This is a genomic window from Cupriavidus sp. 05N40, from assembly GCF_056397305.1.
Map to the genome: position 1 here is coordinate 47,464 of NZ_JBFTND010000002.1, position 23,994 is coordinate 71,457.

The 23,994-nt window shown below is 66.9% G+C and carries 23 protein-coding genes; 13 read left to right on the forward strand and 10 right to left on the reverse strand.

The features are described from left to right. Nucleotides 1–5 precede the first annotated feature (5 nt). From AC1DO7_RS00810 to AC1DO7_RS00840, 7 genes are all read left to right on the forward strand, one after another. Nucleotides 6–725 (forward strand): class I SAM-dependent methyltransferase, encoded by a 720-nt coding sequence (locus tag AC1DO7_RS00810; RefSeq protein WP_441613947.1) that lies wholly within the window; start codon nt 6–8, stop codon nt 723–725. Then, on the forward strand, nt 722–1,705 hold the full coding sequence (locus AC1DO7_RS00815) for an ATP-grasp domain-containing protein (protein ID WP_441613948.1): 984 nt from the start codon (nt 722–724) through the stop codon (nt 1,703–1,705). Before AC1DO7_RS00810 ends, AC1DO7_RS00815 begins: the two co-directional genes overlap by 4 nt. Then, entirely contained in the window at nt 1,686–2,387 is a 702-nt protein-coding gene (locus tag AC1DO7_RS00820; protein WP_441613949.1) for a metallophosphoesterase family protein, read from the forward strand. The genes AC1DO7_RS00815 and AC1DO7_RS00820 overlap by 20 nt, the downstream gene beginning before the upstream one ends. Before the next feature lies 1 nt (nt 2,388). Next, a complete protein-coding gene (locus AC1DO7_RS00825) occupies nt 2,389–3,201 on the forward strand; it encodes a cephalosporin hydroxylase family protein (RefSeq protein ID WP_441613950.1) in 813 nt (270 codons plus the stop codon). A gap of 39 nt (nt 3,202–3,240) precedes the next feature. Next, a complete protein-coding gene (locus tag AC1DO7_RS00830; protein ID WP_441613951.1) occupies nt 3,241–4,083 on the forward strand; it encodes a phytanoyl-CoA dioxygenase family protein in 843 nt (280 codons plus the stop codon). Nucleotides 4,084–4,166: 83 nt separating this feature from the next. Then, a complete protein-coding gene (locus tag AC1DO7_RS00835; RefSeq protein WP_441613952.1) occupies nt 4,167–5,246 on the forward strand; it encodes a class I SAM-dependent methyltransferase in 1,080 nt (359 codons plus the stop codon). Nucleotides 5,247–5,294: 48 nt separating this feature from the next. After that, on the forward strand, nt 5,295–6,425 hold the full coding sequence (locus tag AC1DO7_RS00840; protein ID WP_441613953.1) for a DegT/DnrJ/EryC1/StrS family aminotransferase: 1,131 nt from the start codon (nt 5,295–5,297) through the stop codon (nt 6,423–6,425). 45 nt (nt 6,426–6,470) lie between these two features. Here the strand turns inward: AC1DO7_RS00840 and AC1DO7_RS00845 are convergent, their stop codons facing one another. The 8 genes from AC1DO7_RS00845 to AC1DO7_RS00880 all read right to left on the reverse strand — a co-directional run bounded on the left by AC1DO7_RS00845 (nt 6,471) and on the right by AC1DO7_RS00880 (nt 13,258). After that, nucleotides 6,471–6,761 (reverse strand): EscU/YscU/HrcU family type III secretion system export apparatus switch protein, encoded by a 291-nt coding sequence (locus tag AC1DO7_RS00845; protein ID WP_441613954.1) that lies wholly within the window; start codon nt 6,759–6,761, stop codon nt 6,471–6,473. Further along, a complete protein-coding gene (gene fliK, locus AC1DO7_RS00850; RefSeq protein WP_441613955.1) occupies nt 6,758–8,086 on the reverse strand; it encodes a flagellar hook-length control protein FliK in 1,329 nt (442 codons plus the stop codon). Before fliK ends, AC1DO7_RS00845 begins: the two co-directional genes overlap by 4 nt. A 43-nt stretch (nt 8,087–8,129) precedes the next feature. Next, entirely contained in the window at nt 8,130–8,462 is a 333-nt protein-coding gene (locus tag AC1DO7_RS00855; protein WP_477115685.1) for a flagellar protein FliT, read from the reverse strand. 1 nt (nt 8,463) lies between these two features. Then, nucleotides 8,464–8,898, reverse strand: a complete 435-nt coding sequence (fliS, locus tag AC1DO7_RS00860; RefSeq protein WP_441613957.1) for a flagellar export chaperone FliS — start codon at nt 8,896–8,898, stop codon at nt 8,464–8,466. Nucleotides 8,899–8,920: 22 nt separating this feature from the next. Next, a complete protein-coding gene (fliD, locus tag AC1DO7_RS00865) occupies nt 8,921–10,420 on the reverse strand; it encodes a flagellar filament capping protein FliD (protein WP_441613958.1) in 1,500 nt (499 codons plus the stop codon). Nucleotides 10,421–10,482: 62 nt separating this feature from the next. Continuing rightward, nucleotides 10,483–10,857, reverse strand: coding sequence for a flagellar protein FlaG (locus AC1DO7_RS00870; protein WP_441613959.1), 375 nt, complete (start codon nt 10,855–10,857; stop codon nt 10,483–10,485). 117 nt (nt 10,858–10,974) lie between these two features. Further along, nucleotides 10,975–12,699, reverse strand: a complete 1,725-nt coding sequence (locus AC1DO7_RS00875) for a flagellin N-terminal helical domain-containing protein (protein WP_441643209.1) — start codon at nt 12,697–12,699, stop codon at nt 10,975–10,977. Between the two features lie 235 nt (nt 12,700–12,934). Next, entirely contained in the window at nt 12,935–13,258 is a 324-nt protein-coding gene (locus tag AC1DO7_RS00880) for an RNA chaperone Hfq (RefSeq protein ID WP_441613961.1), read from the reverse strand. Nucleotides 13,259–14,211: 953 nt separating this feature from the next. Here AC1DO7_RS00880 and AC1DO7_RS00885 point away from each other — a divergent pair. Then, nucleotides 14,212–16,293 (forward strand): methyl-accepting chemotaxis protein, encoded by a 2,082-nt coding sequence (locus tag AC1DO7_RS00885; protein ID WP_441613962.1) that lies wholly within the window; start codon nt 14,212–14,214, stop codon nt 16,291–16,293. Between the two features lie 368 nt (nt 16,294–16,661). Beyond that, a complete protein-coding gene (locus AC1DO7_RS00890; RefSeq protein ID WP_477115686.1) occupies nt 16,662–18,146 on the forward strand; it encodes an MDR family MFS transporter in 1,485 nt (494 codons plus the stop codon). 24 nt (nt 18,147–18,170) lie between these two features. On the opposite strand, the gene AC1DO7_RS00895 is transcribed toward AC1DO7_RS00890, so the two are convergent. Both AC1DO7_RS00895 and AC1DO7_RS00900 read right to left on the reverse strand, forming a co-directional pair. Continuing rightward, a complete protein-coding gene (locus tag AC1DO7_RS00895) occupies nt 18,171–18,509 on the reverse strand; it encodes a DUF190 domain-containing protein (protein WP_441613964.1) in 339 nt (112 codons plus the stop codon). A gap of 306 nt (nt 18,510–18,815) precedes the next feature. Continuing rightward, nucleotides 18,816–19,334: a MarR family winged helix-turn-helix transcriptional regulator gene (locus AC1DO7_RS00900; protein ID WP_477115687.1), complete on the reverse strand. Its 519-nt coding sequence runs from the start codon at nt 19,332–19,334 to the stop codon at nt 18,816–18,818. 136 nt (nt 19,335–19,470) lie between these two features. On the opposite strand from AC1DO7_RS00900, the gene badH reads away from it, so the two are divergent. The 4 genes from badH (at nt 19,471) to aliA (ending at nt 23,967) form a co-directional block, all read left to right on the forward strand. Further along, entirely contained in the window at nt 19,471–20,238 is a 768-nt protein-coding gene (gene badH, locus AC1DO7_RS00905; RefSeq protein ID WP_441613966.1) for a 2-hydroxycyclohexanecarboxyl-CoA dehydrogenase, read from the forward strand. Between the two features lie 37 nt (nt 20,239–20,275). Next, a complete protein-coding gene (gene badI, locus AC1DO7_RS00910; protein ID WP_441613967.1) occupies nt 20,276–21,058 on the forward strand; it encodes a 2-ketocyclohexanecarboxyl-CoA hydrolase in 783 nt (260 codons plus the stop codon). Nucleotides 21,059–21,147: 89 nt separating this feature from the next. Continuing rightward, entirely contained in the window at nt 21,148–22,299 is a 1,152-nt protein-coding gene (gene aliB, locus AC1DO7_RS00915) for a cyclohexanecarboxyl-CoA dehydrogenase (protein ID WP_441613968.1), read from the forward strand. A 48-nt stretch (nt 22,300–22,347) separates the two neighbouring features. After that, the gene (gene aliA, locus AC1DO7_RS00920; protein ID WP_441613969.1) at nt 22,348–23,967 is read left to right on the forward strand and encodes a cyclohexanecarboxylate-CoA ligase; all 1,620 of its coding nucleotides are present in this window, start codon (nt 22,348–22,350) and stop codon (nt 23,965–23,967) included. Nucleotides 23,968–23,994: the final 27 nt, after the last annotated feature.

Below are 23,994 nucleotides of genomic sequence, written 5' to 3' on the forward strand. Positions count from 1 at the left end.
GAGTCATGAACCATCTTGACGCAGTAGCTACCGAGTATCTGCCGAACTCCGCGACGGAGCTCGAGAACGACCTGGTACTGAACTGGTATCCCGGCCGCATCATCGAGCGGTTCGGACATTGCGAGGCATTGCTCGAACTCGGCCTGGGCCACGGCTTCACCGCGTCCGCGTTCGACCAGCGGTGCGACCGGCATGTCATCGTGGAAGGCTCGCCGCTCGTCATCGAGCTGTTCGGCAAGCGTCATCCGGAGCTGGCCCACACGGTGGTGCTGGATTACTTCGAGACCTTCGAGACCGAACAGCGTTTCGACGTGATCGTCATGGGCTTCATCCTCGAGCACGTCGACGATCCCGGCCTGCTGCTGGCGCGCTATCGCCGTTTCCTCAAGCCCGGCGGCAAGGTCTATGTGGCCGTGCCCAACGCCAAGTCGATGAACCGGCGGCTGGGTCTCGAGCTCGGGCTGATCGACGATATCTACAGCCTGAACGCCAACGACATCGCTCTCGGGCACCAGCGCCAGTACTGCCGCGACACCCTGCGCGCCGTGCTGAACGAGCATGGCTACGCCATCACGCATGAGGAAGGCATCTACCTGAAGCCGCTGCCGCTGAGCGTGCTCAAGACACTGCCGGACATGCGCGCGAACATGCAGGCCATGCTCAAGGTCGGCGTCGGGTTTCCCGACCTGTGCGTGGCCTTGCTGGTGGAAGCGCAGCTGCAATGACCGTGACCGTCATCGTAACCGGCGTCGGCGCCATCATCGGACAGGGTGTGGTGAAGAGCCTGCGCGCCTGTGGCCGGCCGGTGCGCATCGTCGGCGTCGACCGCAACGCCGGATCGATGGGCAGCTACCTGTGCGATGCCTTCCGCGCCAAGCCGCCGTGCGAGGAGTCCGATCCCGCCTATCTCGATTTCTGGCGCGATCTCGTGCAGCGGGAAGGGGCGCAGCTGATCCTGCCGGCGCTCGAGGTCGATGTGTCCCTGATGGACCGGGAGCGCGCCTTCTTCGACAGCCTCGGCGTGGTGCTCGGGCTGAACCAGGCTGCGCTGGTCAGGCTCAGTGCGGACAAGTGGCGCTGCGGCCAGGCCATCGAGGCGCTTGGCCTGCCTTCGATTCCCAGCCGCATCGACGGCAGCTGGGAGGAGCTGGTCGGTGCGCTGGGCCCGGCGCCCCTGTTGATGAAGCCACGCGACGGCAACGGCTCGCGTGGCATCGTGCGGCTGCATGACGAACCGGACTATGACTACTGGCGCCGCAAGCAGGGCGACAGCGCCATGGTCCAGCGCATCGTCGGCACGGACGACGCCGAATACACGGTCGGGTTGTTCGGCTTCGGCGACGGCGGCATGGTGCCGCCCATCGTCTTCAGGCGCAGGTTGTCGGCGGCCGGCAGCACGGGCTATGTGGAGACGGTGCGCGACGCCGACATCGAGTCCGCCACGCAGGTCCTGACCCGGCATTTCCGCCCGCTCGGCCCCACCAATTACCAGTTCCGCAAGGAGGGCAGCGTGCCCTACCTGCTCGAGATCAATCCGCGCTTCTCCAGCAGCACTTCGCTGCGGACCGCGTTCGGCTACAACGAGGCGGGCATGGCGCTCGATTTCTTCCTGCAGGGCAGCAGGCCATCGGCGCCGCTGCTCAGGCATGGGCGGGCGTGGCGATATTCGGAGGACTTCGTTGCCTATGATCGCGATTCTCTCTGATATCCACGGCAACCTGCCGGCGCTGCATGCGGTGGTCGACGCTGCCCGCGCGCTCGGCTGCCAGCGCTTTATCTCGCTCGGGGACGTGGTCGGCTATTACGCGCAGCCGGGCGAATGCATTGACCTGCTGCGCCAGCTCGATGCCATCAATGTCATGGGCAATCACGACCAGTACATGGTCGCCGCGCTGGACTGCCCCCGTTCGCGCACGGTGGCGCAGATCATGGCATACCAGCGCACCGTGGTGAGCGTGGAGCAGGTCGCGTGGCTGGCGCGCTCGGTGTCCATCCATACGGAAGCACTGAACTATTTTGTCCACGGCGGCTGGAACGATCCGCTCGACGAGTATCTGTACCGCGTGGACGCGCACACCGTGCCGCCACAGGCGCGCAATCTCTTCTCGGGCCATACGCATGTGCAGACGCTGGCGGTGTTCGGCGAGAAGACGTACTGCAACCCCGGATCGGTGGGGCAGCCCCGCGACGGCGATCCGCGCGCGGCATTCGCGGTGCTGGACGGGTACGAGATTGCCTTGCACCGCGTTGACTACGACATCGCACAGACGGTTGCGGCAATGGAGCGGGCGGGCTTTCCCCGCCACTACGCCGAATGCCTGTACATGGGCGCCCAGATCGGCGGGCGCATCGACAAGGTATTGGTTGAAAAAGACAATGGAGAGTGAAATGAATCCGATTGAGCAGTTCAAGCAGGAGGTGCAGGGGAACATCCGCCGGCTCGGCAGCGAAGCCAGCCTGCGCGGTGCGTCGCTGGACTGGATGTGCGCCGTGGCGGTGGGCAACTACGCCTACAACTTCACCTGGCTGGGCCGGCCCATCATCCAGTATCCGCAGGATATGGCGGCGATGCAGGAACTGATCTGGAGCGTGCGGCCGGACCTGGTGATCGAGGCCGGCATTGCCCACGGTGGCTCCCTGATACTCAGTGCGTCGATGCTTGCGATGCTGGACTACTGCGATGCGGTGGAGGCCGGCACCAGCTTCGATCCGCGGGCTTCGCGCCGCCGCGTGCTGGGCCTCGATATCGATATCCGCGCGCACAACCGCGCGGCCATCGAAAAGCACCCGATGGCCCACAAGATCGACATGCTGCAGGGCTCGAGCATCGATCCCGCCATTGTCGCCGAGGTGCATCGCCGTGCGGCCGGCTATGAGCGCGTGCTGGTCATTCTCGATTCGAACCATACGCACGACCACGTACTGGCCGAACTGGAAGCCTATGCGCCGCTGACGGCGAAGGGCAGCTATTGCATCGTCTTCGATACCCTGGTGGAAGACCAGCCGGAACACCTCTCGCCCGCGCGTCCGTGGGGCAAGGGCAACAATCCGAAGACCGCGGTCTGGGCCTACCTGGAGCGCCTGCGCAGCGAGACCGTCCTGGGCGCCGACGGCGAACCGCTGAAGTTCGAAATCGACCGGCAGGTCGAAGACAAGCTCCAGATCACGGTGGCGCCGGATGGCTACCTGCGGCGCGTGTAAGCCTGGGGCCGCGGCGAGCGATTGAGACAGGGGCAGACAATGGACTTCGTTCCGACAGATGAGCTGCGCGCGCGCTTTGCGCGCGACGGCATGCTGGTGATACCCGGCTTCTTCGATATCGAGCGGGAGATCCGTCCGATCCAGCGGGCCATCTACGACATTATCGGCCTGGTGGCGGCCCGGCACGGCATTGCGCTGGTGCGCGAGCCCTTCTCGGCGGAGCAGTTCGATGCCGGCTATGCCCAGCTGACAGGCGTGAGCCGCGCCTTCGGCGGCGAGGTCTACGACCAGGTCAAGCAGATCCCGGCGTTCCTGCGGCTGATCTCGTCCGAGAAGGGCGAGGCCCTTTTCAAGTTCCTGCGGGGAACCGATGTGGCGGGCATCGGCACGGCCAGCTATGGCATTCGCATCGATAGTCCGCAGGAAGAGCAGTTCCGCAGCCATTGGCACCAGGAGTTCATCTTCCAGCCGCAGAGTGTCGATGGCATCGTGATGTGGAGCCCGCTGCGCGCGGTGACCAGGGAGATGGGCCCGGTGGAAGTATGCCGCGGCTCGCATCGCGACGGGATCCGCAAGTGCAGCAAGACCGGGGTCGGGGCCGCCAAGTCGGGTGCCTACAAGATCGGCATGGTCGACGACGAGAAAGTGGTTGCCGCCTATGAGCGCTGCGCGCCGCTGACCCGGCCGGGCGACCTGATCGTGCTGGATTTCCTGGTGATCCACCAGTCCGGATACAACGTTTCGGACCGGCCGCGCTGGTCGGTCCAGTCGCGCTTCTTCAATTTCCGCGACCCCTATGGCGCGCGCCTGGGCTGGAAGGCCTCCGTCACCGCGGGGACCGAGGTCGAGGCGCTGTTTGCCGAATATTTTGCCGAGGAATAGCAGTGGCCTGTCAATGCAACGTTTGCGCGAATGCGCTTCCCGCCCCGGTCTACGAGTCGGACGGCGATAGTTCGATCACGACCATGAACACCGTGGTGCCTGGCCGCACCCAGGTCTATCTCTGCCCGCATTGCGGTCATCTGCAGACCAGCGAGCTGCCGGACCTTGCGCATTACTACGCCAATGTGTACGAGATCAACCTCGCAGCGGAAGACGACGACCAGCTCTACAAGATGGTCGACGGACGCCCGCTCTACCGGGCCGACCACCAGGCCGCGGTGCTGCAGTCGAAGCTCGATCTGTTCCCGGGCTGCCGGGTGCTCGACTACGGCTGCGCCAAGGCGCCGACCCTGAGGAAGGTCGTGCAGGGGAACCAGGGCATCGCGCCGTTCCTGTTCGATGTCACCGACAAGTATGTATCGCACTGGGCGCGGTTCCCGGGCCAGCCTGGCTGGGCCACCCACGAGGTGGACCCGGCCTGGGCGGGCAGCATGGACGTGGTCCTGTCCTTCTATGCGCTGGAGCATATCTCCCGGCTCGGGCAGGCGCTGGCCAATATCAAGGCTTTGCTCAAGCCGGGCGGGCACTTCTACTTCATCGTGCCGAACGTGCTGGAGAACGTGGCCGACTTCGTCGTGGCCGACCATGTGAACCACTTCACGGCCGAATCGTTGCACTACATGCTGAGCGCGCAGGGCTTCGACCGCGTGGAAGTCGATGCCGGCGTGCACGATGCCGCGTTCGTGGTGACGGCAAGGCTCGGCGCGGGGGCCGCCTGCGCGGTCCGGCAACCGGATGCCGCCGCGCTGGCGGGGCTGGAGGCTTTCGCGCGCGACACCGCGCAATACTGGCACGGCGTCGTGACAAGGCTGAAGGCCTTCGAGCGGGCACACGCATCGGCGCCCAGCGCGATCTACGGTGCCGGCTTCTATGGGAACTTCATCGCCTCGGCCCTGGATTCGATGGAGCGCGTGGAGTATTTCGTGGACCAGAATGCGCACCTGCAAGGCCGCCTTTGCCAGGCGCGCGAGATCGTCTCGCCGGGGGCACTGCCGGGGCATATCGGCCGCGTCTACGTTGGCATGAATCCGCGCACGGCGCGCGCCGCGATTGCCGCGATCCCCGAATGGCACCAGAAACAGGCGGACTACTTCTTTCTCTGAAAGGCTGCTGTCGCGGTCGAACCGGCTTCCCTGGGAACCCCGATCATCATGAAACGCATATTCGTCTCCGGCCCGTCGATCACCGACAGGGAAATCTCCTATGTCACCGATGCGGTCACCAATGCCTGGTACGCCGACGCCAATCGCTACAACGACCGGTTCGAGCGGGCTTTCGCCGACTACCACGGGGTCCGGCATGCGGTGTCGCTGCCATCGTGCACCTCGGCGATCCATCTCTCGCTGCTGGCGCTGGGCGTCGGGCCCGGCGATGAAGTCATCGTGCCGGACTGCACCTGGATCGCCAGTGCGGCGCCCGTCAGCTACGTAGGCGCGACGCCCGTGTTCGCGGACATCGACCCGTCGAGCTGGTGCCTGAGCGCCGCGTCGTTCGAGGCCTGCATCACGCCGCGCACCAAGGCCGTGATCCCCGTCGACCTGTACGGCAACATGCCCGACTACGATGCGCTGTGCGCCATTGCCAGCCGGCACGGCGTGGCGGTCATCGAGGACGCCGCCGAGTCCGCGGGTTCGCGCTATCGCGGGCGGGCCGCCGGCACGCTCGGCCTGACCGGGACCTTCAGCTTCCATGGCTCGAAGACGCTGACCACCGGCGAAGGCGGCATGCTGATCACCGACGACGACAGCGTCTATCGCCGTGTCATGGTATTGCGCGATCATGGCCGGCAACCGGGCGACACCATGTTCGAGAATCGCGAAGTCGGCTACAAGTACAAGATGAGCAGCATGCAGGCCGCGCTCGGGCTGGCGCAGATCGAGCGTATCGAAGAACTGGTGGCGCGCAAGCGGCAGATTTTCGAGTGGTACCGTGAAGAGTTCTCGCGGTGCCCGGAGATCCTGCTCAACAGCGAGGCACCGGACGTGCGCAATACCTACTGGATGGTGACGGTGCTGCTGCCGGAGCGCATTGGCGGCAAGGTCCCGGCGATCCGCCGGCTGGCGGAGTGCGGCATCGACAGCCGGCCGTTCTTCAATCCCCTGAGCAGCCTGGCGGCCTATGCCGCCACGCCAGGCGCGGCCGCCGCGCGCGCAGCCAACCTGGCCTGCTACCGGATCGCGCCGCATGCACTGAATCTGCCGTCGGGACTTGGCCTGGACCGCGATGACGTGGCGCGCGTCGGCGCCGAGGTGCGGGCCATGCTGGGCGCGGGGCACGACTGAGCATACGCGCGGGCGCGCTCCGCGGCCGCCCGCGCGGCCGGCTTTTCAGCCGGCGCTTTCGCCAGATGTGCTTTCCAGGCGATAGAGCCAGGCAAGCAGCTCCGCCACGGCGACATAGAGCTGGGGCGGGATGTGCGAATCGAGGTCGACCTGCATCAGCAGGCTCACCAGCGCGGGCGAGTCATGCACGTAGACACCCGCCTCCTGCGCACGCGCAATGATCGATTCCGCGGTCACGCCGTAGCCCTTGGCCACCACGCGCGGCGCGGCATCGTCGTTGTCGTAGCGCAGCGCGATCGCGGCGCCGCGCGGGGTGGGTTGATGTGCGTCGTTCATCTGCCTGTTCCTGGCGTGGCCGGCTCGCCGGTGTCGACATCCAGGCGCATCAGCACGATGCCGGAGGCCGCCAGGTTGCCTGACAGTGCCGACCTGTCGGCGTTCATGCGCGAAGCGACGCTTCCGTCAGCGGTGACGATGCGCGCGTCCAGGCCGGTGCTGTTCAAGGTCAGGCGCGCTTCCACCGTTCCCATGTGAGGCAAGTTCAATACCAGTCGTGTGCTCCAGGCGGCCGCGGCGGTGCCGGCACTGCCGTCGTCCGCATGCTCGCGGCGGATTTCCCAGTCCATGGGCGTGCCGGGCCAGGCTTCGCCGGCCCAGCGCAACTGCTGGCCGGCAAGCAGTTCGAGTTGCTGCCGGACCACGCCTTCCGCGCCGGGGTGCAGGACCGTTGCCGGGCCGCTGCTGCGGGCGGCTGCGTGGTCGTCGATGCTGGCCGTGGCCAGCAGGGTGCCGAGGCGCGTTTCCCGATGGCGGGGTGCGTCGGCGCCCTTGGCCGTTGCTTCATAGGCTTGCGCAGCCTGGCTCGCCAGCGCGGCGGCACGGCCCGGATGCGCGGGCTGCTGGAGCGTGGCCGGCGTAGCGTTCGTCTGGGCGGCGGTCTCGGTTGCGGCACCGCCACGCGGGGAGGGAGCGGGGCCGCGCGCGTCGGCCTGCGTCGCTTGTCCGTCTTCCGCAAGGAGCTGCAGGGGGCTGTCCGCCTCGGCCATCGCGCCCCCGGGAGTCAGGGGGGCAGGTGCTCCGGCCGTAGCCGCCGGCGCGGGGAGCAGGAGAAGCGGCGCAGGCGGCGCGCCTGCCTTGTCCGGTGCCGGGGCAGGGCCCTGGGCGGTGCCGGCCCCGGCGCCAGGGGCGCGCAGCATCGCTTGTGGCTCTTTGCGCAGCAGTTCCAGCGGCCGGGCGCCGCTCACCCATTCGGCAAGATGGCTCTCATAGAACAGTCCGCTGCGTCCGATCGCGTCCGCCAGGGCGGCGCGCAGGGCGGGTGCGCCGGCGGCCGTGGGCGGCGATGGCAGCAGGGAAGCGGCTGAACGCTGGGGTTGAACATCGACGCGCTCCAGCAAATCCAGGATGACGCGTGCCGCGGAGCTCAATATTTCGCGGGTGGAACCGCTTTGCGCGGGCTGGCCCGCCTGCGCGGCGGAGGGCAAGGGCAAGACCGTGCGCCCTTGCACGGCGGAGCCGGTGGACGTCTGCGGGTTGCCCTCCGGCAAGGGCGCCGTCGGGAGAAGTGCCGACAGCTTCGATACCGACAGCGCGGTGCGCAGGCTTTGCGGGTTCAGGTCGCGCAGCAGGGATGCGTCCGACGAGACAGGAATGCCAGTCATTGCAGGCCGCTAGGTGATATCGGTGCCGGGAGGTCCGGCCAGGTCAGCCGGCAACGCCATAGGCATGGCCGAGGCTCTGCTGCCRCCTGGCGCTGGCGATCATTCCTCCGAAGCGCGTCAGCTCGGGCATCAGCAGATCGCGGATGGCCGCATCGTAGGCAAGGATGCGCTCCAGGCGGTGGAAGCGGCTGGAACGTTCATGTTCGGGGAACGAGGCTTCGTCCTTGAGCTGGCGCAGGCGGTCGACCTGGGCCATATACACCTTCTGCAGGTCGCTCAGCGCATCCCAGTGGTTGGCCCGGGCCGTCTCGAGCATCTGTTCGGCAAGCAGTTCGAGCTCTTCGTAGCAGCTCAGAACGGGGCTAGGTCTATGCATGTCAGGTCCCTGCCGAAGCGAGTTGGTGAGATTCACCGGGTACCGGCGAGGCCGCGTCTTCGATCTGCGCCCAGGCCGATGCCAGGTTCTCGAGCAAGTGATCGACTTCGTTCAGCAGTGTTTCATCGTTGCGCAGGTTGGCCAGCATCAGCCGGCGCGACATGTAGTCGTAAAGCGCCTCCAGGTCGCCGGCGATCCCRCCGCCGGCATTGTGGTCGAGCGCGGCCCGCAAGCCGTTGTCGATGATGCTGATGGCGTGCGAGATTGCCTTGCCCTTCTCGGCGACGGCACGGGCTTCCATGTGGAACTTGGCGCGGGCGATGGCGCCGCGCGCGCCGTCGTAGAGCATGACGATCAGCTTGTGGGGGCTGGCGCTCATGGCGCCGGTCTGGATCCCGACCTGGGCATAGGCGTTGACGGCATTTCGGGCGAACATGATCGACTCCTGGGCGGGCTTACTACTTGTTCGAGGTGTTGTTCATCGCGTTGAACTGCTGCGTCAGATAGCTGCTGGTGTTGTTCATCTGCGCCATGATCGTGTCGAGCTGCGTGAACTGCGCCTTGTAGTTCGCAATGGTCGCGTCCACCAGGTCCGACTTCGACGTGTACTGGTCGCTCAGGTCCTTCAGCGTCTGGTTGACGTCGTTGGTGGCCGAGGTCAGCGCGCCGTTGGTGCCGGTCAGCGAGGTGACCAGCGCATTGATCTGGTTGCCGTAGCCGCTCTTGCCGTCGGTATTGCCGAACAGGCCGGCGACACCAGCCGCATTCGAGTTCAGTGCGTTGGTCAGCGTGACATTGTCGAGCTGGATGGAGCCATCGGTCTGGAACGATATGCCGGCTTGCGAGAGCGTGTTGATCGCGTTGGCGCCGCTGCCGCTGCCTTGCGGCATGTTCAGGATGCCGCGGATCTGCGACTGGATGATGCGCAGCGTACCGTCGCCGGTCAGCGGCGAGCCGGTCTTGGTGCTGGGATCATAGGCGGTCAGGCTCGCGGCGACGCTCTGGAGATTGTTGTAGGCGGAAACGAAAGACTGCACGCCGGTCTGGATCGTCTTGGTGTCGCGCTGGATGGCGACGCTGGTGTTGCCCGTCTGGGTCAGTGCCAGCGTGACGCCCGGCAGGGCGTCGGTCACGTTGTTGCTGGCGCTCTGGATGGCAATGTTGTTGACGGTCAGCTGCGCGTTCTGGGCGACGATGCTTTGCTGCATGCGTTGTCCGCCGGAGCCGTTGTTCACGTCATAGCTGACCAGGCCGGCCAGCGATGTGCCGCTGCCGGCTTCGTTGTTGACCTTGATGCGCATGCTGCTGGCCGCGCCCGTGTCCTTGGCCGTCAGGACCAGGCGATACGGCGTGCCCGAGCCGTCGTTGACGATACTGGCGGTGACCCCGGTGTTGGCCTTGTTGATGGCGTCGCTCACGCCTTGCAGCGTATTGTTGGTGCTGTCGATCTTGATGTCGATCCCGCTCGAGCCCGCCGTGGCGGCGAACGTGGCGTTGCTGTAGCGGCCGTAGGTGGGGCTGGCGGCATTGTTGTCCAGGCTGCCACCGGCGGCATCGGTGATGGTGCCGAAGTCGATGTGAATGGTGCCGGTCGTGAGCGCCGCGGTCTGGGAAGCCTGGCCGGCGGCGACCAGCGACTGGGCCTGAGCCAGCGCCGAGACGTTGACGGCGTAGGTGCCGGAAGTCGCCTTGCTGCCTCCCGTCGCGGTGAGGACACCGGTGTTGCTGGAGGTCGCGGTCGTCCCGTTGAAGAAGCTCGGGTCGGCCAGTTGCTTGGCAGCGGCCTGGAACGCGCCCAGCACGCTCTGCAGCGTGCCGTAGGCCGAAAGCTTGGTCTGGGAACTGGCTTGCTGCGCCTTGATCGCGTTCAGCGGAGCCTGCTCGGCGGTGGTGAGCTGGTCCAGCAGCGAGCTGAGATCCAGGCCTGAGCCTACGCCGAGGTTCGAAATGCTTGTCATGACTGCTTCTCCAGGTATAGCTTGATTGGGTCGGGTCCGGTCTTGTGCTGTCTTGCGCGGTCTTACGCGGTCTGATGCACGAACAGACCCTGCAATTGCTGCATGGCGTTCGCGATCTTGATGACTTCCTCGGTCGGGATCTGGCGGATCACCTCGCCGCTGGTCTTGTCCACCACCTTCGTGATGATGCGGTGCGAATCGCTATCGATCTCGAACTCTACGCTGACCGATGCCATGCGCAGGACYTGGGTCAGCCGCTTGACGGCTGCATCCAGTCCGCCCGGTTGTTCCTGCGGCGTGCTCGCCGGCGAATCCTCGCTGCCGGCAGTGGCGGCAATGCCGGCCTCTGCGCGCATCGTTTCCCCGCCCGACGCCATGCTGGCCGGCATGGCGGGAATGGCGGGGATGCCGGACGGGATCGGGAAGGATTCGGCCATGTCGGTTCGGAAGTCGGAGGTTGGAATGCTTTCCCAGGGCCGCGGCCCTGGGGAAACACTCGAGGCCCGTTATGCCAAAGCCGGCACGAATGCCGGCTTCAGCGAAGCAGTTACGAATTAACGCAGCAGCGACAGCACGCCTTGGGTCGACTGGTTAGCCTGCGCCAGCACCGAGGTACCAGCTTGTTGCAGGATGTTCGCGCGGGTCATGTTCGACACTTCCGTTGCGTAGTCCGCATCTTGAATGCGCGAGCGCGACGACGACAGGTTCGTCACGGTCGTGCCCAGGTTCGAGATGACGGAGTCCAGGCGGTTCTGTACTGCACCCAGCGAGCTGCGCAGGTTGTCGACGGTCTGCAGCGCCTTGTCCAGCACGGCCAGCGGATCGGTCGTGCCCGAACCCGACGACGAGGTCGTGCTCGTGGTGAATGCGTTGGTCGCTGCGTCGATGTAGGCGGCGCCGCCGATCTTCGCGTTGATGTCCGGATCCGTTGCGGCGGCCGGGCTGGCGCTGTTGTCTGCCACGGTGACGGCACCGGTGGTGGTGTCGACAGCGTAGTTGGTGGTGAAGCTGGCCGTCGTGGTCAGGTTGCCCTTTGCATCAACGTAGCTCGAGGTCGCGCCGTTGGCGCCGTCTGCCTTGCCGGTAGCGCCGTCAAGCTTGATCGTGGACGTCAGGCCGCTGGTCTTGCCCAGGGTGACGGTGGTCGCGTTGCCCGAGCCGCCTGCCAGCACTGCAGCTGCCACGTCGTTCTTGCTGGCTGCTGCGTTGTTGGTGACATTGCCACCAGCAGCGGAGGTGTAGGTGGTGCCGTTGACTTGCACGCTTGCGACACCAGCGGCAGCCGAGCCGGCGTTGGTGAACACGCCACCCAGCGTTGCTTGCGACAGGCCGCCAGTGTTGTTGGTGGTGAGGTTGCCGGCGCCGTCGTCGTACAGGGTGGTGACGCCGTCAGCGGCGGTCAGCTTGCCTGCGCTGTCGACCTTGAACTGGACCGATGCGCCGCTGGCGTTGGTGTACGTGCCGGCTGCCTGGCCGAATGCCGGCAGGTTGGAGCTCGACAGCGAGGCTGCCGAAGCAGCGGTGGTCACCTTGTACGAGAAGTTGCCGGTGCTCGAGTTGTAGGTGTAGGTGTTGCCGCCAGCCACAGCAACCGTGTCGCCGTCTTGCAGCTTGGCCAGGACCTGGTCGGTCGAGGCGAAGGTGTTCTTGGTCGTGACTTGGTACAGGCTCGAGCTGATCTTCGTGGCGGTACCGGCGGTCACTGCGTTGCTCAGGTCGGTAACCGTAGCAGCCTTGTTCGGGGTGCTGGTCACGCTGAAGCTGTCCAGGCCCAGGGTCTTCGAGCTGATTTCCGACAGGTTGACCGAGATGGTCTGGCCGTCGTTCGCGCCAACCTGGATGTTCAGGGCCTTTGCCGACGAGGACAGGACCTTGACGCCGTTGAAGTCGGTTTGTTGCGAAGTACGGTCGATTTCAGCCAGGCGCTGCGTAATTTCATCCTGGATCGACTTCAGGTCGGAGGCGGAGTTCGAACCGTTGGCGGCCTGAACGGCCAGCGTGCGGATACGTTGCAGGTTGTTGTTGACTTCGGTCAGCGCGCCTTCCGTCGTTTGCGCCATCGAGATACCGTCGTTGGCATTGCGCTGCGCTACGGTCAGGCCGTTGATGTTGGCGGTGAAGCGGTTGGCGATGGCCTGGCCGGCGGCATCGTCCTTGGCGCTGTTGATGCGCAGACCCGACGACAGGCGCTGAATCGCGGTGTTCAGTTGCGATTGCGAAGCGTTGAGGTTGTTCTGAGTCATCAGAGACAACGAATTGGTATTGATGATCGACGACATGGTACGACTCCTAGTTGCAGTGATTTACACAGTCCGGCGGCTGCCGTGTAACGTTGGCTGACTGCGTTGCAGTGCGTGTAGTGCCTCCGTTGCTAGGGTTATCGACCAGCGTCGGAAAAGGTTTAGTGTGATCTTGCGGTCGTGCCCTGAAGTTTCTTTGCGCGCTCCGGCTGGCGCGGCGGGGCGCGTGGCCGGGGCCCTGGCGGCGCCACGCCTGGTCATCCTCGCCATATCTCTAGCGCCGCTTGCGCGTGCGGGGCGTATACAGGCTGACGAACTCCGGCGAGCTTTCCGCGCCCGGCACGCTGGCCATGGCTTCCGGTGCGTGGGCGGGCGTAATGACCGCGATGGCGTGCTTGTAGACGACCTGGGGCACCGGATCGTCCGGCGATTCGGCCAGCAGCACCATATAGTTGTCGGCGGCGACGATCACGCCATGCAGGCGGATGCCGCTGGACAGGTGCACGATGACCGGCTTGCGGCTCGCACGGTGGGTGGACAGTTGCTGGTGCTGCAGCTTCCGGCTAGGGCGGTCCACCCTGGTTTCCTTCTTGTTCACAACTTCTCCGGAAGAGCCCGCGCGGGTTCTGGCGGCTGGCAGGGATTCGATAACCAGGCGTGGGCAACTGAGGTATGACGCACTGCTGAGCGCGGGCTGCGGCCCGGCCTGGGCGGAACTGGGGATGAAACATCCGCTCTCGATGCTGGCCGGGGGGCGGGGTGCATGGATCGCGGCCAGCCGCGGTATGTGCGCGGGAGGGGGGTCCAATACCGCCTCGCAATCGGTGGCGAGCGGCGCCGCCAGAAGAGAAGGGGAATACTTCAGGGGCGAGAGTAACAAAATTTTACAAATATGGACGGTTGGGGGGCGCGCCTAGCCTAGAGGTTTACCTCTAAAAAACCGATTGCATCACAATAGGTGAATATATGTCCATGTTCACTTGTGGGGCAAATCCCAACGCCGGCCAGGCCCGCAACCCCTGTGCAGCATGGGGTTGCTGGCGATGACACGGCCCTGGCCTGCTTGCTGAAGCATCCGGTGCCACCCATGCGCCACAAGGAGTGGCAGAGCAGGCACTTTTTCCTATCCGAGATATCCCTGATAGAAATTGGATTTACACCTCATGTAAGCAGGTTTATATTCGCTACTGAACCTTTCGGTTCCTAGCAGTCCTGGAAAGCCTACGAGCACCCCGCGCGTGGGCTTCTTTTTTTGTGCGCCCACTTTTCTTGTCTGGCATGCCGCCGGGCACGAGGCCCGATGGCAGCACATCGAAGTGCCTGCCGCCATTAGACGACAGGACGCACGCTGCCAATTCCCTGAATTGCCGGTCTTTCTCCCCCTATATCTCCGCGTATCTTCGCGTTTTTCGCTTTCTTCGCGCAAAACGCGCAAATGTACTCAAGCTTGTCTGGTCCCCTGCCGTTAAGCCCGCGATGCGGCGTCGATCCGGAAGCCTGTCTGGAGCGAGTGCGCCGCGCGCGATGAAAAAGCAAAAAGGAGCCGGGAAGATGCGTTGGTTGCGAAACTTTGGCATTGGGGCGCGCCTGACGGTGGCGTTTTCGGTGGTGACGCTGACGTTGGTGGCGGTGGCTGTCGTGGGCGTGGTGTCCCTGCGCACCATGAACGAATCGATGCACGTGACGGTGGAAGGGCGGCTGTTCAAGGTCATGGATATCGAGCGCGTCAAACAGGACGCGCTATGGATCGGTATCCTCGTGCGCGACGCCACCTTGAACGAGGACCCGGTCGCGGTGCGGCGCAACGCGGAGAAGATCGGCGCGCTGCGCCAGGATATGGGTTCCACGCTGGACGAACTCGGCAAATGGCTCGCCAAGTCCGCCAGGCCGGAGATCCGGGAAACCTACCGCCGCCTGACCGAAGCGCGCGAGGCGTATAACGGCCAGCTCGACATGGTGCTGCGCCAGCTGCAGGGCGGCGAATTCGACGGCGCGCGCAGCGCGCTGGTGGCGACGCTGCCGGCGGCCCAGGCGCCCTATTTCGACAAGCTCACTGAACTTGCCGAGGGCGGGCGCAAGGTGGCGATCGTCGCCGTGGACGAATCGGAAGCCAGCTACGAGATGGCGCGTGACGTGCTGGTCGGGCTGGCTGCCGCCGCGGTGGCGCTGGCCATCGCGCTCGGTATCGGCATCACGCGTTCGATCACGGGGCCGGCGCGCCAGGCGCTCGAAGCCGCCCAGGCGCTGGCGCAGGGCAACCTGACCTACAGCATCAAGGCGCACAGCAATGACGAGATGGGCCGCATGCTGGGGGCGCTCGAACGCGCCTTCGGTCAACTGGCGGCGCTGGTCCACGGCATCCAGGGCGCTTCGCGCTCGATCGACGGCGCGACACGCGAAATCGCCAGCGGCAACACCGACCTGTCCCAGCGCACGGAGGAGCAGGCGGCTTCCCTGGAGCAGACCGCCGCATCGATGGAGCAGCTGACCTCCACGGTCAGGCAGAACGCCGCCAATGCGCGCCATGCCAACGAACTGGCGGTGAGCGCTTCCGGCGTGGCCACCGAAGGCGGGCGCGCGGTGCGCGGCGTGGTGGAAACCATGCAGAGCATCTCGCAATCGTCGGGCAAGGTGGCCGAGATCGTCGGCGTGATCGAGGGCATTGCCTTCCAGACCAATATCCTGGCGCTCAACGCGGCGGTGGAAGCGGCCCGCGCCGGCGAGCAGGGCCGTGGCTTCAGCGTGGTGGCTGCCGAGGTGCGCAGCCTGGCGCAGCGTTCCGCGTCGGCAGCCAAGGAGATCGGCCAGCTGATCAACGGCTCGGTGGGGCAGGTGGCCCATGGCGCCAGGCAGGTGGAAGATGCGGGCCGCACCATGGACGATATCGTCGGCGCGGTCAAGCGCGTGACCGACATCATGGGCGAGATCGCCGCGGCGAGCGAGGAACAGTCTTCCGGCATCGAACAGGTCAACCGCGCCGTCAGCCAGATGGAGAGCGTGACGCAGCAGAATGCCGCCCTGGTGGAGCAGGCCGCCGCTGCCGCCGAGAGCCTGCAGCAGCAGGCCGCCGGCCTGGTGGGTGAAGTGTCGCGCTTCAAGGTCTCGCCGGAGGACACCAGCGTGGCGCGGCAGGCACCGGCCCGCGCCGGGACGCCGGCTGCCATGCCGGTTATGTCGGTTGCGCCGGTTGCGCCGGTGCGGTCGGCCGCACCTGTTGCGCGCGCCGCGGCGCCAGCCGCCAGGCACCAGCCGGCCGCGCGTGCTGGCGGGGCCAAGAGCCATGCGCCGGCGCGTCTTGCCGCTGTTCCCGCGGCGCGCGACGCCGGGGATTCCGCCGAACGCCATCACGCCGCGCCGGCCCGGGCGGTCGCCCGCGTGACCGCGCCGGCGGCTGCCAAGCTTGCCGCCGCCCCGCGTGCCGCTGCCGAGCGCGTGACSCGCGAGCCGGTGCTGCCGAGCAAGGCCCGCGCCCCGGTAGTGCGCCAGGGCCGCGAGCCGGTGCTGTCGGCCAAGTCGCTGCCGGTGACCCGCCAATCCAGGCCCGCCGCGGCCGCTCCGGTGGCGCGCCGCGTACCGCGTGCCGCCGCAGCCGGCAACCTGGCGGTGGCCAACGGCGACTGGGAATCCTTCTAAGGCCGTGCCCCGCAGGGCGGGGCACGATGCGGGCGGGAAAGACGCGGTGCAGGGCGGGAGGCTTCGGCCTACAATAACGCCCTTGTATCCCAAAACAGACATGAGCGGGGCCGCCTGGTGCCGTCTGCTGCCGTCGGGGGCCCGCGCCCGCGCCGGTGGCGCCGGCCCTGCACTCGATGTCCTTTCCCGCGTTCCTCTCCCCCCGCCCGCCCATGACCGCCGTCTCCCCGCCGTCGTTCCCGCCGTCTCCGCCTCCACTGTTGCCTGCCCTGCAAGCGGCATCGGCCTCCTCCCCGCAAGGCGCGGCAAACGGCGGCCAGCGCGACGGCCGCGCATCCGGTCCGCCCGCGGTGCCGCCGGTGCCCGTCATGCAGGTCATCTTCGGGCTGATGCTGGCGATCCTGCTGGGTGCGCTGGAGCAGTCGATCGTGGCCGTGGTGCTGCCGGAGATCGCGCTGCAGCTCAACGGCTTCGAGGTGATGGCGTGGGTGGTGTCCGCCTATCTGGTGGCGTCCACCGTGGTGACGCCGATCTACGGCAAGCTCTCCGACCTGCTCGGGCGCCGTTCGGTGCTGTCCTTCGCCATCGTGCTGTTCCTGCTGGCCTCGATCGCCTGCGCGCTGGCGCAGACCATGCCCCAGCTGATCATCGCGCGCATCCTGCAGGGACTCGGCGGCGGCGGGCTGATCTCGGTGTCCCAGGCGACCATTGCCGACGTGGTGCCGCTGCGCGACCGCGGCCGCTACCAGGGCTATGTGAGCGGCGTATGGGCCGTGGCCAGCATGGCCGGGCCGGTGATCGGCGGCTACCTGGCGCATTTCCTGTCGTGGCGCTGGATTTTCTGGATCAACCTGCCGCTGGCACTGATCGCGCTGGTGGTGGTGCGCCGCGCGCTCAAGCACCTGCCGGTGGGCGGGCGCCGCCACCGCATCGATTATGTCGGCGCGCTGCTGTTCGGCGGCGGCCTGWCYGGCGTGCTSGTGTTCCTSACCCGCCTGGGGCAGGGCCAGTCGGCGCTGGCGCCGCAGACGCTGGGCCTGCTGCTGGCCGGCCTGGTCGCGCTGGTGCTGTTCGTGTGGCAGGAAAAGCGGGTGGCCGACCCGATGATCCCGCTGGCCATGCTGCGCGTGCCCACGGTGGCGATTTGCTGCATCACGCTGTTCCTGTGCTTCTTCCAGCTCATCGCGATGTCGGTGCTGCTGCCGCTGCGCTTCCAGGTGGTGGGCGGCGCGCAGGCCGACACCGCGGCGCTGCGGCTGGTGCCGCTGACCCTGGCCATCCCGTTCGGCGCCTTTATCTCCGGGCGGCTGATGACCCGGAGCGGGCGCTACAAGCCGCTCCAGCTGGCCGGCTCGCTGATCGCGCCGCTGGCCATCCTGGCGCTGGCCTTCGTCGATCCGCACGCGGTGGTGCTGACCGCCCTGGTGATGATCGCGCTCGGCCTGTCGATCGGGCTGCAACTGCCCAGCGGGCTGGTGGCGACCCAGAACGCGGTGCCCGCGCAGCAGGTCGGCGTGGCCACCGCGCTGACGGCGTTCTCGCGCATGCTGGGCGGCGCGGTGGGCGTGGCGGTGCTGACCACGGTGCTGATCGGGCTGCTGCGCCATGGCGGCATGGGCGTGTCGGACCTGAAGGGCGGCGAGGACATCCTGACGAGCATGTTCCACCGCGCCATGGTGGGCGGCGACGCGGCCGACGCCGGTGCCGTGCGGGCCGCCGCCGAGACGGCGTTCCGCATTCTCTTCGTGCTCAGCGCGGCGGTGTCGCTGGTGGCGCCGTTCCTGGTGATGCGCCTGCCGGAAGCGACGCTGCGCGGCAGCAAGACGACGACCGTCGCGGCCAGCATGGACTGACGTGGCGGGCAGGAGCCGGCAGCTTCACGGGCTGTCGGCCCCCGTCGCGCCTTTGCCGAGAAAGCCGAACTCGACCGGCGTCTTGGCATAGAACACCTGCACGTCTTCCTCCGCCAGCCGCGCGAACAGGCGCTCCACTTCCTCGCCGGTGGCGATGACGGTGATTTCTTCCGGCCGGTCGGCCAGTTCCAGGAAATGCCAGCTATGAAAGCGGCGGTCGTGGCCGATGCCTTCGGCCGCCACCAGGTGCGTGGCGCCGCGGATGCGCAGCTCGCGCAGGACCTGCAGCAGCCAGTGCGACAACTGCTTGCCGTGATGCCGGCGGTTTTCGATGGTGAAGAGTGTCAGCTGGAAGCCTTGCACGATAGCCCCCCTTGCGGGCCCCGCGGCGGCAGGCCCATGGCGCGACCGCGGCACGGATGCCTGGCGCCGGGCTGGGCGCCTGCCTGAAGTCTAGGCCAGCCGTGGGCCGGTCTCAGGTGTTCCTTCTGGCACACCTTGATGAATTTCTGGGGTAACCCTGGTCTCGTCAATACGTGAGACTGGCAGACTGGCCATAGACAAATTCGCGCTGGAAGGCGGCAGACGCCAATCGTTTCTGTATTGAGAACGCGGGGAATATCGCCGCCCATACCGCGCCCGCCACCGCGCCTTCGCATGATCGCGCCTTCAATCCTGCGTGTCCTGCGCGGCGGTCCCTTCGTCATCCAGCGCTTTCATGTTCTCCAGCAGCTTGAGCAAGTAGTGCAGCGTGTGGGTGATATCCCCTGTCGAGAAATCGGTCAGCGCCCGCRCGTAGTAGTCGCGGATCTTGGGCTGGGCCAGGCGTAGCCACACGTCGCGTCCGCTCTCGGTCATGGTGACCAGCCGCGAACGCCGGTCGCGTCCGTCGGGAGCCATGCTCAGGTGCCCGTCGCGCTCCATGCGGCTCACCAGGCCCGACAGGTTCTGCCGGCTCACCATCAGGTAGCGGGCGAGGTCGCCCACGCTCATTCCCGCGGCCGCCTGCGGTCGCGACAGCGCGCCGAGCACCGCCCACTGCTGCGTGGTGAGGCCCTCCGCCTCTACGGCTCTCGATCCCGTTTTATGCAACATATTTGCACATTGGTACAGGCGGAAGAACAACCTGTTCGCCATCTCCGTGCGTGCGGATGGCCCAAGTTCATCGTCAAATTCGGGGTTAACCATGGCTATTTCCTGATGAGGCGGGCTTGCATTGTTCCAGATGTCCTCCTAATATACGTCAACATATTTACCTATTTAAACGGTGCCGCGCGGCGCTTCAGCCGCACGATAGCACCCGGGACCCTGAAAGGAGAACATTGTGCAAAGACTTGAAGGCAAGACGGTCATCGTGACCGGCGGCGGCGGCGGCATCGGCGGGGCAAGCTGCCGGCGCTTCGCTCGCGAGGGCGCCGCGGTGGCGGTGCTGGACCTCAACCCCGAAGCGGCAGACCGGGTGGCGCAGCAGATCCGCGCCGAAGGCGGCCGCGCGGAGGCGTTTCGCTGCGACATCACGGATCGCGCCAGCGTGGACGCCGCGGTAGCCGCGGTCGTCGACAAGTTCGGTCCGGTCGACGTGCTGGTGAACAACGCCGGCTGGGATGTGTTCAAGCCGTTCACCAAGACCGAGCCGGCGCAATGGGACCGCCTGATCGCCATCAACCTGACCGGGGCGCTGCACATGCACCACGCCGTGCTGCCCGGCATGGTGGAGCGCAGGCGCGGGCGCATCGTCAATATCGCCTCCGACGCGGCGCGCGTGGGCTCGTCCGGCGAGGCGGTCTACGCCGCGTGCAAGGGCGGGCTGGTGTCCTTCTCCAAGACCATCGCACGCGAGCACGCGCGCCACGGCATCACCGTCAACGTGGTGTGCCCGGGGCCGACCGACACCGCGCTGTTCGAGGACTACAAGCAGGGCGCGGGCAACCCGGAAAAGCTGATCGAGGCGTTCACGCGTTCGATCCCGCTGGGCCGCATCGGCCAGCCGGACGACCTGCCCGGCGCCATCGTGTTCTTTGCCAGCGACGACGCTGCCTTTGTCACCGGGCAGGTGCTCAGCGTGTCGGGCGGCCTGACCATGAACGGCTGAGCCCGCACTCGCCAACGAAACCCTGGAGACAAGCACCATGAACTACGAAGACATCCTGTATGAAGTGCGCAACGGCGCGGCGTGGATCACCATCAACCGCCCCGAGAAGATGAATGCCTTCCGCGGGCGCACCTGCGACGAGCTGATCCACGCCATCAACCGCGCCGGCTACGACCGTGCCATCGGTGCCATCGTGCTCGCGGGCGCCGGCGAGAAGGCCTTCTGCACCGGCGGCGACCAGTCCGCCCACGAAGGCCAGTACGACGGCCGCGGCACCATCGGCCTGCCGATGGAAGAACTGCACAACGCCATCCGCGACGTGCCCAAGCCAGTCATCGCGCGCGTGCAGGGCTATGCCATCGGCGGCGGCAATGTGCTGTGCACCATCTGCGATCTCACCATCGCCTCGGACAAGGCCGTGTTCGGGCAGGTGGGGCCGAAGGTGGGCTCGGTCGATCCCGGCTACGGCACGGCGTTCCTGGCGCGCGTGGTGGGCGAGAAGAAGGCGCGCGAGATCTGGTACCTGTGCCGGCGCTACCCGGCCGCCGAGGCGCTGGCCATGGGCCTGGTCAACGCAGTCGTGCCGCACGGGCAGCTCGATGCCGAAGTGCAGAAATGGTGCGACGAGATCATGGAGAAGAGCCCCACGGCGCTGGCCATCGCCAAGCGCAGCTTCAACATGGACACTGCCCAGCAGAGTGGCATCGCCGGCATGGGCATGTATGCGCTCAAGCTCTACTACGACACGGAAGAATCGCGCGAAGGCGTGACGGCCTTCCAGGAAAAGCGCAAGCCGGACTTCCGCAGGTACGCGAAGTAAGCCGCGCGCCTCCACGGTACGCGCTGYACGCCCGCACGGCCCGGCCGGCGGGCGCGCGTCAATACAACATTCCGCAGGCCGCAGACATCATGAACCCCTATCTCGACGAAGACCTGGCCGCACTGGCCGACCATGCCCGGCGCTTTGCCACCGACCGCATCGCGCCCGGATTTCTGGAGCGCGACCGGACCCGCGTGCTGGACCGCGCGCTGATGCGCGACATGGGCCAGATGGGCTTCATCGCGCCCGAACTGCCCGAACAGTACGGCGGGCAGGGCCTCGGCTGCCTGGCGGCCGGCGTGATCCACGAAGCGGTGGCGCGCGCGGACCTCAGCATTTCCTACATCAACCTGCTGGCCTCGCTGAACGGGCAGATCCTGGCCCAGCATGCCGCGCCGGAGATCGCACGCCCCTGGCTGCAGCGCCTGACCCGGGGCGAAGCGCTGTTCGCCATTGCGCTGACCGAGCCGCGCGGCGGCTCCGACGCGGCCAGCCTGCGCCTGCGCATGGAGCGCGATGGCGACCACTACGTCCTCAATGGCGAAAAGACCTCCATCTCCGCCGCCGACCAGGCCGACGCCGCCGTCGTGTTCGCGCGCTCCGGCACGGTAGAGGCCGGCGCGCGCGGCGTCTCGGCGCTGCTGGTGCCGATGGACCTGCCGGGCATCACCACCAGCCGCTTCGATTGCCATGGCCAGCGCGCCATCGGCCGCGGCTCGATCTTCTTCGAGAACGTGCGCGTCCCGGTCAGTCACCTGCTCGGCAAGGAGGGCCAGGGCTTCGTGCAGGTGATGCAGGGCTTCGATTTCTCGCGTGCGCTGATCGGCCTGCAGGTGCTGGCGGTGGCCAAGGCGAGCCTCGACGAAACCTGGGAATACGTGGCGCAGCGCGAGGCGTTCGGCAAGCCGCTGTCGGCGTTCCAGGGCGTGTCGCATCCGCTGGCGGATTTCGAGACGCAGGTGACGGCCGCGCGCCTGCTGTGCCTGCAGACGCTGTGGATGAAGGACCGCGAACTGCCGCATACGGCCGAAGCCGCGATGTGCAAGTGGTGGGCGCCCAAGCTCGCCTACGACGTGGTGCACCAGTGCCTGCTGTCGTTCGGCCACGGCGGCTACGACCGCGGCCCGATGGAGCAGCGCCTGCGCGACGTGCTCGGTTTCCAGATCGGCGACGGCACCGCGCAGATCATGAAGACCATCATCGCCCGCACGCGCGCGGGCCGGGACGCGGTGCCGGCCTGACCTGCGCTTGCGCCATCCATGACAACGACAGCAACGAGGAGACACGCCATGGCATTCGACGCCATCCTGCTGCCACCGCGCCGCGCCGCCAGCATCGCGCAGGGCTTGTGGCCGGACCGCACCATCAATGATGCGCTGGACGATTGCGTGTCCCGCTGGCCGGACAAGACTGCGCTGAGCGCGGTGCGCGCGGAAACCGGCGCCACCGTGCGGCTGAGCTACCGCGAGCTTGCCGGCCGCGCGGACCGGATCGCCGCCGGGCTGGCCCGGCTCGGCGTGGGGCGGGACGATGTGGTGTCTTGCCAGCTGCCGAACTGGTGGGAGTTCACCGCGCTGTACCTGGCGTGCTCGCGGCTGGGCGCGGTGCTCAATCCGCTCATGCCGATCCTGCGCGAGCGCGAGCTGTCGTTCATGCTTCGGCACGCCGCCAGCAAGGTGGTGGTGGTGCCCAGGCGCTTCCGCGGGTTTGACCATGAGGGCATGCTCGAAGGCCTGCGCGCGTCGCTGCCGGACCTGCAGCACCTGCTGGTGATCGGCGGCGCCGGCGCCAATGCCTTCGAAGCCCTGCTGCAGGCGGGCGACGATGCGCCTGCGCCGCCAGTGCATCATCGCCCCGGGCCCGATGACATCACTCAACTGATCTACACCTCCGGCACCACCGGCGAGCCCAAGGGCGTGCTGCACTCGGCCAATACGCTGATGGCCAATATCGTGCCCTACGCGCAACGCATGCGCCTGGGCAGCGGCGACGTGATCCTGATGGCCTCGCCCATGGCGCACCAGACCGGCTTCATGTACGGGCTGATGATGCCGCTCATGCTCGGCGCCAGTGTGGTGCTGCTCGATACCTGGGAGCCGCGCAGGGCGCTGGAGCTGATCCGCGGGGAAGGCGTGAGCTTTACCATGGCGTCCACGCCGTTCCTCTCCGACCTGGCCAGGGCCGTAGCCGATACGGGCCTGGCGATCCCGACGTTGCGCACCTTCCTGTGCGCCGGCGCGCCGATTCCCGGCGCCCTGGTCGAGCAGGCGCGCGCAGCGCTCGGGGCCAAGGTGGTGTCGGCGTGGGGCATGACGGAGATGGGCGCGGTCACYACCACGCGCCTGGACGATGACGACGAGCGTGCCGTCAACACCGACGGCTGCCCGCTGCCCGGGGTGGCGGTGCGCGTGGTGGACGCAGCCGGTACGGAGCAGCCCGCCGGCGCAACCGGCAGGCTGCTGGTGCGCTCGTGCTCGAACTTCGGCGGCTACCTGCGGCGCCCGCACCTGAACGACACCGACGCCGACGGCTGGTTCGATACCGGTGACCTGGCCCGGATCGATGCGCACGGCTTCATCCGCATCGACGGGCGCAGCAAGGACGTGATCATCCGCGGTGGCGAGAACATTCCCGTGGTGGAGGTCGAGGCATTGCTGTACCGCCATCCCGCCGTTTCGCAAGTGGCCATCGTGGCCTACCCGGACGAGCGGCTGGGCGAGCGCGCCTGCGCATTCGTGGTGACGCGGCCGGGCTGCGCGTTCGACATGGCCGCCATGGCCGCCTATCTCAAGGCGCACAAGCTGACCCAGCAGTATGTGCCGGAGCGGCTGGTGGTGCGGGAGGCGCTGCCGTGCACGCCGGCCGGGAAAATCCAGAAGTTCCGCTTGCGCGAGGAGTTGCGCGGCTGAGGGCCGGCGGCCGGCAATTGGCTGTCG

Excerpts from the sequence above, each read along its gene's own strand:
- AC1DO7_RS00810 (WP_441613947.1), top strand. The coding sequence starts at position 6 with ATGAACCATCTTGACGCAGTAGCTACCGAGTATCTGCCGAACTCCGCG.
- AC1DO7_RS00815 (WP_441613948.1), top strand. The coding sequence starts at position 722 with ATGACCGTGACCGTCATCGTAACCGGCGTCGGCGCCATCATCGGACAG.
- AC1DO7_RS00820 (WP_441613949.1), top strand. The coding sequence starts at position 1,686 with ATGATCGCGATTCTCTCTGATATCCACGGCAACCTGCCGGCGCTGCAT.
- AC1DO7_RS00825 (WP_441613950.1), top strand. The coding sequence starts at position 2,389 with ATGAATCCGATTGAGCAGTTCAAGCAGGAGGTGCAGGGGAACATCCGC.
- AC1DO7_RS00830 (WP_441613951.1), top strand. The coding sequence starts at position 3,241 with ATGGACTTCGTTCCGACAGATGAGCTGCGCGCGCGCTTTGCGCGCGAC.
- AC1DO7_RS00835 (WP_441613952.1), top strand. The coding sequence starts at position 4,167 with ATGAACACCGTGGTGCCTGGCCGCACCCAGGTCTATCTCTGCCCGCAT.
- AC1DO7_RS00840 (WP_441613953.1), top strand. The coding sequence starts at position 5,295 with ATGAAACGCATATTCGTCTCCGGCCCGTCGATCACCGACAGGGAAATC.
- AC1DO7_RS00845 (WP_441613954.1), bottom strand. The coding sequence starts at position 6,761 with ATGAACGACGCACATCAACCCACCCCGCGCGGCGCCGCGATCGCGCTG.
- fliK (WP_441613955.1), bottom strand. The coding sequence starts at position 8,086 with ATGACTGGCATTCCTGTCTCGTCGGACGCATCCCTGCTGCGCGACCTG.
- fliD (WP_441613958.1), bottom strand. The coding sequence starts at position 10,420 with ATGACAAGCATTTCGAACCTCGGCGTAGGCTCAGGCCTGGATCTCAGC.
- AC1DO7_RS00875 (WP_441643209.1), bottom strand. The coding sequence starts at position 12,699 with ATGTCGTCGATCATCAATACCAATTCGTTGTCTCTGATGACTCAGAAC.
- badI (WP_441613967.1), top strand. The coding sequence starts at position 20,276 with ATGAACTACGAAGACATCCTGTATGAAGTGCGCAACGGCGCGGCGTGG.
- aliB (WP_441613968.1), top strand. The coding sequence starts at position 21,148 with ATGAACCCCTATCTCGACGAAGACCTGGCCGCACTGGCCGACCATGCC.